Source organism: Deinococcus fonticola, from assembly GCF_004634215.1.
Taxonomy (GTDB): Bacteria; Deinococcota; Deinococci; order Deinococcales; family Deinococcaceae; genus Deinococcus; species Deinococcus fonticola.
Window position 1 is genome coordinate 1 of record NZ_SMMH01000063.1, and the last position, 9,050, is coordinate 9,050.

Below are 9,050 nucleotides of genomic sequence, written 5' to 3' on the forward strand. Positions count from 1 at the left end.
GCAGTTTGATGATCTGGTCTTCGGTAAACTGACGGATTTTCATGACTGGGCCTCGCTTTCCAGCTTAGGGCTGGGTTCGAGCCTTTGTCTCTAGGGACTCACCGTCCAGTTTCTGGGGAGCACTCCACTTCGCCGTTGCCGTTTACAAGAATTCCGACGTCAATCTTGCTGCGTTGACCGATGCGACCGGTGACATTGCACAGTCGGCTGGTGAGGTCACTCGGTACCTCGACATACTCAATTTGGTGCATCTGCAGACGGCGTGGCAACCAGACTTTCAGGAAATCCCGCAGCCCAAGTTCGCGTGCCCGGCGGGTGAAGAGAGGGCACATCGCAGCGCCGAAGTTGAGCTTTTCGTACCCCACGAGGCTTGCTCCACTGATGATCAGGTCGAGCATGCGGGCAAGTTCCTCACGGGCTGCGGCGTGCTGAAGCATGACGCAGGTGCGCTGCATTCCCTGCCACAGGTCGGGACGGTTTGGGAGGTAGCGCTTGAGATCGGACTGGGTAACTTGCAGGTCGGTGATCCCTGCGGCGTGGTGCTGCAGACTCTCTTTGTGCACGGCGACAGCCAGTGTTCTCAGGCCAATATCGATCCCCACCACTGCCTGTTTGATGTGGTACCGCACTGGTGGTGGTGGCACCTCGAATGCGAGACAGAGGAACCAGCCGGTAGGACTTTTGATCAGTCGAGTGTTCCCAGGTAACCAGGTCGCCGCGTGGCTTGGCCGAGTCGGCAGGAGGTGTGCTTCGTTGTCGATCTGCGCTGGAACCTGTAGCGTTTCGGCCAGGTTGCTCAGCCATTTTTCCCTAGCATTGGAGTCCATCCGAGTCGTCAATGGTGGCAGCAGGTGCGCCAGCTTGTGCTGCCGGAAGCCGGGAGACTTGAGTAAAAGACCGGCGTATTCTTCCGGAGGTAGAGCATAGGTTTGGCAGTCGATGATGGTTTCACCGATGGCAAAGTGGAGGTCGCTTCGGGCGGTCAAGCGATCTTGCAGTTCAGGTTTTGGTCGGTAGATGGTGCCGTTCGCCCCATGAATTTTCTCGGTTGGGCATGGAAGCAGATCCCCTCGGTTGATCAGAGTGGAGAGGGCGGAGTCGGCATCACGTAGGATGCGCAGGTTGTAAGTGATGTGCATTTTTCTGAAACCTCGTATGGAATTGATCGCTTTGCGAGCGATGACGCTTCACTCACCCGGACTGCGTCCGGGTGAAGAGGTGTTAAAAAAAGGAACGGACTTCTATCAATTCGGCAGGCTGCGGGGCTGTCAACTCAACAAAATTTGTGACAACTTGTTGCCCTTCTGCGGTGAAAGGTAGTGGTCATTTCGCCACCTCAAACTGCCTTTGCGTCCTCTGGTCTGATCAAAGCGCGGCATAATTCGGGCATCGTGTCGACCCCTTTTCACACCCAGTATTTCGCCCATGAACTGACCCGGCGGCGCGGTTCGGACGAGGATGACAAGTTCGCTGGAGCACTCATTGACGCTCAAGTCGATCTGAACCCGCACCAGGTTCAAGCAGCATTGTTCGCCTTCAGTGATCCCCTTTCGGGCGGTGCGATCCTTGCGGACGAGGTCGGTCTTGGGAAAACAATCGAGGCTGGTTTGGTGATCTCGCAGAAGTGGGCCGAGCACAAACGGCGCATTTTGATCATTACTCCGGCCAACCTTCGCAAGCAGTGGGCGCAAGAACTTGAGGAGAAATTTTTCCTCCCGGTTCAGATTCTGGAGACGGCGACCTTCAACAGCGCCGTGAAGTCAGGGCAGCCAAACCCGTTCGATGTCCCCAGGGTCACCATCTGTTCGTACCATTTCGCAGCAAGGAGAAAAGACCTTCTGAAACTGACCGGGTGGGATCTGGTGGTCATGGATGAAGCCCATCGCCTGCGCAATGTGTACCGCACCTCCAACATCATCGGGAACACTTTGAAGGACGCCCTGAGTCCGTACCCCAAGCTGCTGTTGACGGCCACGCCCCTCCAGAACTCACTGCTGGAACTGTACGGACTGGTGAGTCTGATTGACGAGAAGGTGTTCGGTGACGTTGCCAGTTTCAGGGAGCAGTACAGCAATCTGAACAACCCGGCGGTGTTCCAGAACCTCAAGGGCCGCCTTGCCCCCCTGTGCCACCGCACGCTTCGCAAGCAGGTCACCCAGTACGTGAACTACACCAAGCGTCATGTTCTGGTCGAGGAGTTCATGCCCCACCGCGACGAACAGACCCTGTACAATCAGGTCAGTGAGTTCCTGCAACGCGATACACTGGCGTCCCTGCCGAACAGTCAGCGCACCCTGATCACGTTGATCCTCCGCAAGCTGCTGGCTTCCAGTTCGTATGCCATTGCCGGGGCGCTGGGCAGCATCCGTGACCGGGTTCAGAAGGAACTGAAACGCGGGACACCCAGTTCCCCTGAAGATGATCTGGCCGAGGACTACGAAGCCCTTGACGAAACCGCCGAAGAGTGGCCCGATGATCAGGAACCCCTGACCGAAGCCCAGCGTGCCCTGATGACCGAGGAGGTCGCGGAACTGGGCGGCCTGCTGGCCCGCGCCCAGAACATCCGTCAGAACGCCAAGGGGGAAGCCCTGCTGCACGGGTTGCAGAGGGCCTTCGAGGCCGCTGAGAGGCAGGGGGCGCAGCGGAAGGCCATCATCTTCACCGAGTCCCGAAAGACGCAGGATTACCTGCTGAAGTTGCTGGAAGACAACGGGTACGCCGGGAAAGTGGTGCTGTTCAACGGCACCAACAACGACGAACGCAGCAAGAAGATCTACCAGCAGTGGCTGGCAAGCAACAAGGGAACAGACAAGGTATCCGGCTCGAAAACCGCAGACATGAGAAGCGCCCTGGTCGAAGAGTTTCGTGACCGCGCTGAGATCATGATCGCCACCGAGGCCGGGGCGGAAGGAATCAACCTGCAATTCTGCGCCCTGGTCGTGAACTACGACCTGCCGTGGAATCCGCAGCGCATAGAGCAGCGCATTGGCCGCAGCCACCGCTACGGGCAGAAACATGATGTGGTGGTGTTGAACTTCCTGAACAAGGGCAACGAGGCCGACCAGCGAGTGTACGAACTGCTCAGTGAAAAATTCAAGTTGTTCGAGGGTGTGTTCGGCAGCAGCGACGAAGTCATCGGTGCAATCGGCAGCGGCGTGGACTTCGAAAAACGCGTCGCGGACATCTACCAGAAGTGCCGCACCCCGCAGGAGATCAAAGCCGCCTTCGATACCCTGCAAGCCTCGCTGAGTGAAGAAATCAGCGACGCCATGACCCGCACCCGCGCCCAGTTGCTGGAGAACTTCGACGAGGAAGTGCGCGAGAAACTCAAAGTGCGTCAGGCAGGGACGCAGGAACAACTGGGCCGCTTTACCCGCCTGCTGATGAACCTCACCCGCACGGAACTGGGAGACCGGGCCAGCTTCACTTCGGAACGCCGCTTCACCCTGCACCAACCCCCACGGGATGACGTGGCCCCCGGTCAGTACGCCATTCCCACCCGTGACGAAAAGCTGCGCGAGGAGGCAGGTGAGGTGTCCGAGCACCGTTACCGGCTGGGGCATCCCCTGGCACAGCATCTGGTCGAGCAGGCCAAAACCCGCGACCTCTCGCAGGTGCAACACCTGCACTTCGACTACGCCGCCCACATGGCCGCCGGGAAAGGGCAGATCGGCGCACTGCGCGACCGGGTGGGATCGGAGGGCTGGTTGACCCTCTCGCTGTACACCGTGACCTCGCTGGGCCAGACCGAGGAACACCTGCTGTGGAGTACCTTCACAGACGACGGCGACATCATCGACCCGGACATCGCCCAGAAATTCTTTGAAGTGCAGGCCAGTGTGGAACCCACCGACCTGGCACCACCCACGGCCCTGAACGACCTTCAGGACAACGCTCGCAACCAGCGCAAGGAGGCCATCAACACCCGCAACCTGAAAGCCTTCGAGGACGCCGCCGCCCGGATCGACGCCTGGTCAGAAGACCTGAAAGTCGGGCTGGAGCGCGACATCAAGGAACTGGACAGGTTGATCAAGGAAGCCCGCCGCGCCGCCACCACCGCCCCCACCCTGCAAGCCAAACTGGACGGGCAGCGGCAGGTGCAGGAACTGGAGAAGAAACGCACCCATAAACGCCGCAGCCTGTTCGACGAACAAGATCGGATCGACGAAAAAAGACAGGAACTGATCGACCAGTTGGCCAGAAAATTGGAAGAAGAGGAAAGTTTGACGCCCCTATTCACCGTGCGCTGGAGCCTGAAATGACTGACCCTGAGCAGACCGTCCCCTCCAAACCTTCACCTGATCAGCAACTGGCCACCCTGATCCGGCAGCGATTTCAGGCTGCGGGCTACCTGCGGGAACAGGATTTACCCCGCCTTGAATTGGGCCTGGTCACGGGTGACCTGGAGGTGGAACAGTGGATTTTACTGACTGAGAATGCACTTACGCCTCAGGGATCCGAGCATGAACAGTACGGTGGGGAAGAGTAATGCCAGTGGTGCGCCGCATTGCCATGCAGAACTTCCGTGGTTCCGCTCACCGCAGCATGATTGAATTTGACGCTCAGCGGCCCATTGCCCTGATTTTTGGCGAAAACGGAACAGGAAAATCGACCATCGTGGACGCCCTGGACATGGTGTGCAACGCCCTGCCCGGTTCGATTGCCGAACGAAGTGGCACCTCCGCGCAAAAGCATTTACCAGCCATTGGCTCAGCACCCGCACAGGTCGAGGTGGAAATCGAGTTCGGGAATGGGGACATCTGGACGGGAAGGCTGACCGATGGCGGGAAGGTTCGTGTGGCCGGGCCGAGCGCCAGCCCCACCGTCTGCATCTTGCGTCGGCGTTCCCTGCTGAAGTTGACCGAGAGTGCCCCTTCCGAACGATATGGACAACTGAAACGCCTGATCGATGTCGAGAATGTCGAAAAAGCCGAAAAACGCCTCGCCGACGCGCTGAATCAGACGAACACGAAATTGAACGAGACCGCTCAGAGACTTCTACAGGAGCAGGAGCGACTAAAGACCTTCCGTTGCGGCGCAGGTGCCCCCGACACCAACCTGCTGACCTGGGCCAAAGCTCAAGCCGCCATCCCCCGCGATGACGTTCAGTCGCGTGTAGGAGAATTGGAACAGTGCCTCGACATCCTTCGGCAACTGCTTCATTCCGAAACCAACGCCGAACAGGCCAAGTCCATGCACGAGCAGGCCCAGCAAAACCTTCAAAAACTGGAAGAAACCATGGGCAGCAGTACACAGGAACTTGAAACGTCCCTCGTCTCGCTGCTCGAACACGCTGGGCAACACTTGACACGAACGGCAGCCGTCACGGACGACACATGCCCCCTGTGCCAGCAAGCTGTGTCCACCCCGGAGCTTCAGGCCCAGATCGCCCAACGCCTCCGACTGGCCGAACAGGTTCGAATCCAGAATCAAGAAAGGCATGCCGCGCAGGAAGCAGTTCACCAAGCCGCCACCAGACTGGGCATCCGCCAACAGGAATACCAGCAGGCCCGTCTGCAATTTGCCGGAACCGGTCAGGATGAGCCAAGTGTGGCCCTACTTCATCATTGGAAGGCCGAACTGGCAGGCCTTCGCACCACCCTGGAAGACCAACGGGGCATTTGCGCCAGCTTGCACGCCCACGAGGAAGCGGAGGCACGAGGTCAGGAACTGCAACGCCTGAAAGAGCGTCTGGAAGCCATGCTGCACACCATGCGCGACACGCGCCGCACTTTCGTACAGGGCATTTTCGATGCGGTGGCTGCCGAAGCCCAGCGCCTCTATCAGGTCGTTCACCCCCGCGAACCCCTGGGCCTGCGGGGTCTGCAAATCGATCCCGAACGCCGCGCCAGCCTGCACCAGGTGGCCACCTTTCACGGCCACGACGACATCCTACCGCAGGGTTTTTACAGTGAGGCGCACCTGGACACCCTTGGATTCTGCTTCTGGCTGGCCGTCGTCAAGTACACCACTCCGAACGCCATTATCGTACTTGACGATGTATTCACCAGCGTAGACGCCGCCCACCTGAGCCGCATCGACGATCTGCTGAGGACTGAAGTGCGAACCCGCCGAACCCCCCAGGCAGCCTTTCCTCAGATCATTGTCGTCACGCATTACCGTGGCTGGCTGGATCGCTTACGGAACGAAACGCCGGACAGCATCGAGGTCAAGGAACTCCTGAAATGGACGCTGGAACACGGCATTCAGGTACATAACACCCTGCCTCACACTGCCGAGTTGAAAGGCAAGCTTCAAACGCCACACCTGGAAAGAGATACGGTGGCCAGCAAGTCCGGCGTCATGCTTGAACGCCTGCTGGATGACTTGACCATGACCCTGCAACTGGACTTCCCACGTGTGCCACGCGGTGAGTACACCCTTGACCCCCTGCTGAGAAGCGCCAGCAAGGCTGCCCGTAGGTTCGTGACTCAACCCCCAGTTCCTGCCGCGCCGCAGGCATGGCAACCCGTCCTTGACCGTCTGAACAGCATGGTCTTCATCCGTAATCAGGTGGGGGCGCACTTCAGCCTCGGGGCATTAGACATTACTGATGATGACGTGCGTGAACTGGCCGAAATGACCCTGGCCCTCGCCAACCGTATGACCTGCCCCGTGTGTGGTGGCCGCACTTACCGTAAGAAATACGAAGATGGCAGTTACTCCTGTGGTGGGTTATGTGGGCAAACTCGCATATGGACGTCGTAACCCACTCACCAATCTTTCCTGCCTCAGTAGTAATCTTTCTCAATGAAGGCGACTTACTGGACTCTGGCACAAACCCTGCAAAGGCGCGGGATCACCACCCACGCCCTCATCAAGGCCAACGGCCTGTCCAAGGGAACGGTCTACGACATCGTGAACGGCAAAAGTCGGGGCATCACCCTTGAAACCAATGCACAGAGTGAGTTGCCTTAGAAACAAAAACTTTAGCTGAATCGCAGCATATGTAGCCCCTGACAGATCAATCGACATGGTCGAGCAAGAAATTGGCGCTACGATTCAAATCAGTCTCATGTGATTTCAGCGGGTTTTTCGGTCTAGGCTTTGTTAATCTGCCCCTATGCAAGGGCATTACATGATGTACCACAACCCCGAAAGGATGGAGGAAGACTGTGAGGAAGCCCAGATGTATGAAAGGGTGGCCACAGCCAAACAGGGCATAGCTAACCAACTGGCCGCTGAGAACGGCATCATCTGGTGTGTTGGTCGCAAGTGGGATGATGACGCTTTTTACCTTTACCAGCGCATCGACGGAGCCTATCCCGAACCTGGGGACGCCGAGTTTCCAGTTCACCTCGTGGGCACGCCACTCTTTGAAGAGGGTGAAATGGTTGATATCTCCGAAAAACCCTACTTCAAGGATGTCTTCAAGCTTCTGCGCTTTGGAGTTCAGCCTATTGACAGTCAGGCTGTCATTGACGGCTTTCAGGATGAGTTTGTGAAGTTAGTGCGTGCACGCCGAAAACCCTGATGTTCACCAACCGGTAGCCAGCTATTACCCTCACCAAACTTTCCCACTCCAGTGATAATCTTTCCCAATGACGGCGACTCACTGGACTCTGGCACAAACCCTGCAAAGGCGCGGGATCACCACCCACGCCCTCATCAAGGCCAGCGGCCTGTCCAAGGGAACGGTCTACGACATCGTGAACGGCAAAAGCCAGGGCATCACCCTGGAGACCGTGGACAAACTCCTGGACGGACTGGAGCAACTGACCGGGCAACGCATGGCCCTTGACGCCGTCCTAGACCGCACGGAACCCGAAGACCCCTATGCCCACCTGTTCGTGGATGCCAAACCCTACGACCACGAGGAAGCCCGCAAGCACCTGGTGCCCTGGACAGCCGAAGAACTGGCCGAAGATGAACAATACTGGGCAGCACTGGCACAAGAGAAGAAGGAACGCCGGGAAAAACCCGATAAGACCATGCAGGAACTCAGTGAAATCTTCGGGAAAAACAGCGGCGACATGGACGAGTCCGCATGACGGCCGGCAGGCTTGTCGTTGACACCAATGTCATTAGCTACATCTTCAAGGGCGACACTCGCGGCCCCCACTACGAACGCCTCATTCAGGGCCACCAGACCATTCTTCCGTTTCAGGTTGTGGCCGAACTGGAAGAATGGATGCTGAACGACAGGTGGGGCGAACCGCGCCGAGAGCGGCTAAGGAATTACCTCCGCCAGTACGTTGTCATTGAGTCCGACGAACGAATGGGCCGAATCTGGGGAGCAGTCCGGCACGCCTGCCAGAAAGCCGGAAGGCGAATTGACCCCGCCGACGCCTGGATTGCCGCCACCGCCCTCGCCCTGCGCTGCCCCCTCGTCACGCACAACGCCGCCGATTTCGCTGGAGTTCCCAACCTTAAAATCATCACGGAGCAAGCCCCATGACCGACAGCCCCCGCCAAGACACCAAAAGACAGCGCGACCTGAAACTGGAACTCACCTGGGTGGGCAAAGACCACCGGCCCCGCCTGGAGCCACGCATCCTTCTGGAAGACCCCACCAGGAACTACCACGCTGCCGCCCGCGTGACCGAAGCTGACCAGTTCGAGAACATGTTGATCTTCGGGGACAACCTGCTGGCCCTGCAAAGCCTTGCCACCGACCCAAAGGTGAAGGGCAAAGTCAAGTGCATTTTCATTGACCCGCCGTACAACACGGGCAGCGCCTTCGAGCATTACGACGACGGCATGGAACACAGCTTATGGCTGAGCATGATGAGGGAAAGGCTGGAATTATTGGACGAGCTTTTAACAGAAGATGGTAGTCTTTGGATTTCCTTGGACGATAATGAGGTTCACTACTTAAAAGTGCTTTGTGATGAAATCATCGGAAGAAGGAATTTCCTAGCCAATATCGTATGGCAGTCTAAAGATACACCGGGAAACAATAGCTCTGGGATTGCCCAGACTCCTGACGGCCTGACACAAAGTATGAGAAAACGTCCCCGATAGGGGACAATTTCTGTTTATGACGACAAAAATAGTCTTCGGGGACGTGCCCCGACTCTACCAGAATGTCCGGCCCTTCCTCAGCGCCC

General features: G+C 57.8%; 9 protein-coding genes. 8 read left to right on the plus strand and 1 reads right to left on the minus strand.

The features are described 5' to 3' along the window. Positions 1-98: 98 nt before the first annotated feature. Positions 99-1,139 carry a transposase gene (locus E5Z01_RS18555; protein WP_135230736.1) on the minus strand — a complete coding sequence of 347 codons (1,041 nt, stop codon included), beginning with the start codon at positions 1,137-1,139 and terminating at the stop codon, positions 99-101. A gap of 252 nt (positions 1,140-1,391) precedes the next feature. Here E5Z01_RS18555 and E5Z01_RS18560 point away from each other — a divergent pair, with 252 nt between their 5' ends. The 8 genes from E5Z01_RS18560 (at position 1,392) to E5Z01_RS18595 (ending at position 8,964) form a co-directional block, all read left to right on the plus strand. After that, positions 1,392-4,262, plus strand: coding sequence for an SNF2-related protein (locus E5Z01_RS18560; RefSeq protein WP_170311960.1), 2,871 nt, complete (start codon positions 1,392-1,394; stop codon positions 4,260-4,262). Then, a complete protein-coding gene (locus E5Z01_RS18565) occupies positions 4,259-4,489 on the plus strand; it encodes a hypothetical protein (RefSeq protein WP_135230737.1) in 231 nt (76 codons plus the stop codon). Before E5Z01_RS18560 ends, E5Z01_RS18565 begins: the two co-directional genes overlap by 4 nt. After that, positions 4,489-6,708 carry an AAA family ATPase gene (locus E5Z01_RS18570; RefSeq protein WP_135230738.1) on the plus strand — a complete coding sequence of 740 codons (2,220 nt, stop codon included), beginning with the start codon at positions 4,489-4,491 and terminating at the stop codon, positions 6,706-6,708. The genes E5Z01_RS18565 and E5Z01_RS18570 overlap by 1 nt, the downstream gene beginning before the upstream one ends. Positions 6,709-6,750: 42 nt before the next feature. Continuing rightward, positions 6,751-6,918 (plus strand): helix-turn-helix domain-containing protein, encoded by a 168-nt coding sequence (locus tag E5Z01_RS18575; RefSeq protein ID WP_135230739.1) that lies wholly within the window; start codon positions 6,751-6,753, stop codon positions 6,916-6,918. A 145-nt stretch (positions 6,919-7,063) separates the two neighbouring features. Continuing rightward, the gene (locus E5Z01_RS18580; protein WP_119765177.1) at positions 7,064-7,474 is read left to right on the plus strand and encodes a hypothetical protein; all 411 of its coding nucleotides are present in this window, start codon (positions 7,064-7,066) and stop codon (positions 7,472-7,474) included. A 67-nt stretch (positions 7,475-7,541) separates the two neighbouring features. Further along, positions 7,542-7,991 (plus strand): helix-turn-helix domain-containing protein, encoded by a 450-nt coding sequence (locus E5Z01_RS18585; RefSeq protein WP_119765179.1) that lies wholly within the window; start codon positions 7,542-7,544, stop codon positions 7,989-7,991. Further along, positions 7,988-8,398 carry a PIN domain-containing protein gene (locus E5Z01_RS18590; protein WP_135230740.1) on the plus strand — a complete coding sequence of 137 codons (411 nt, stop codon included), beginning with the start codon at positions 7,988-7,990 and terminating at the stop codon, positions 8,396-8,398. The genes E5Z01_RS18585 and E5Z01_RS18590 overlap by 4 nt, the downstream gene beginning before the upstream one ends. Continuing rightward, positions 8,395-8,964 (plus strand): DNA methyltransferase, encoded by a 570-nt coding sequence (locus tag E5Z01_RS18595; RefSeq protein ID WP_135230741.1) that lies wholly within the window; start codon positions 8,395-8,397, stop codon positions 8,962-8,964. The genes E5Z01_RS18590 and E5Z01_RS18595 overlap by 4 nt, the downstream gene beginning before the upstream one ends. Positions 8,965-9,050: the final 86 nt, after the last annotated feature.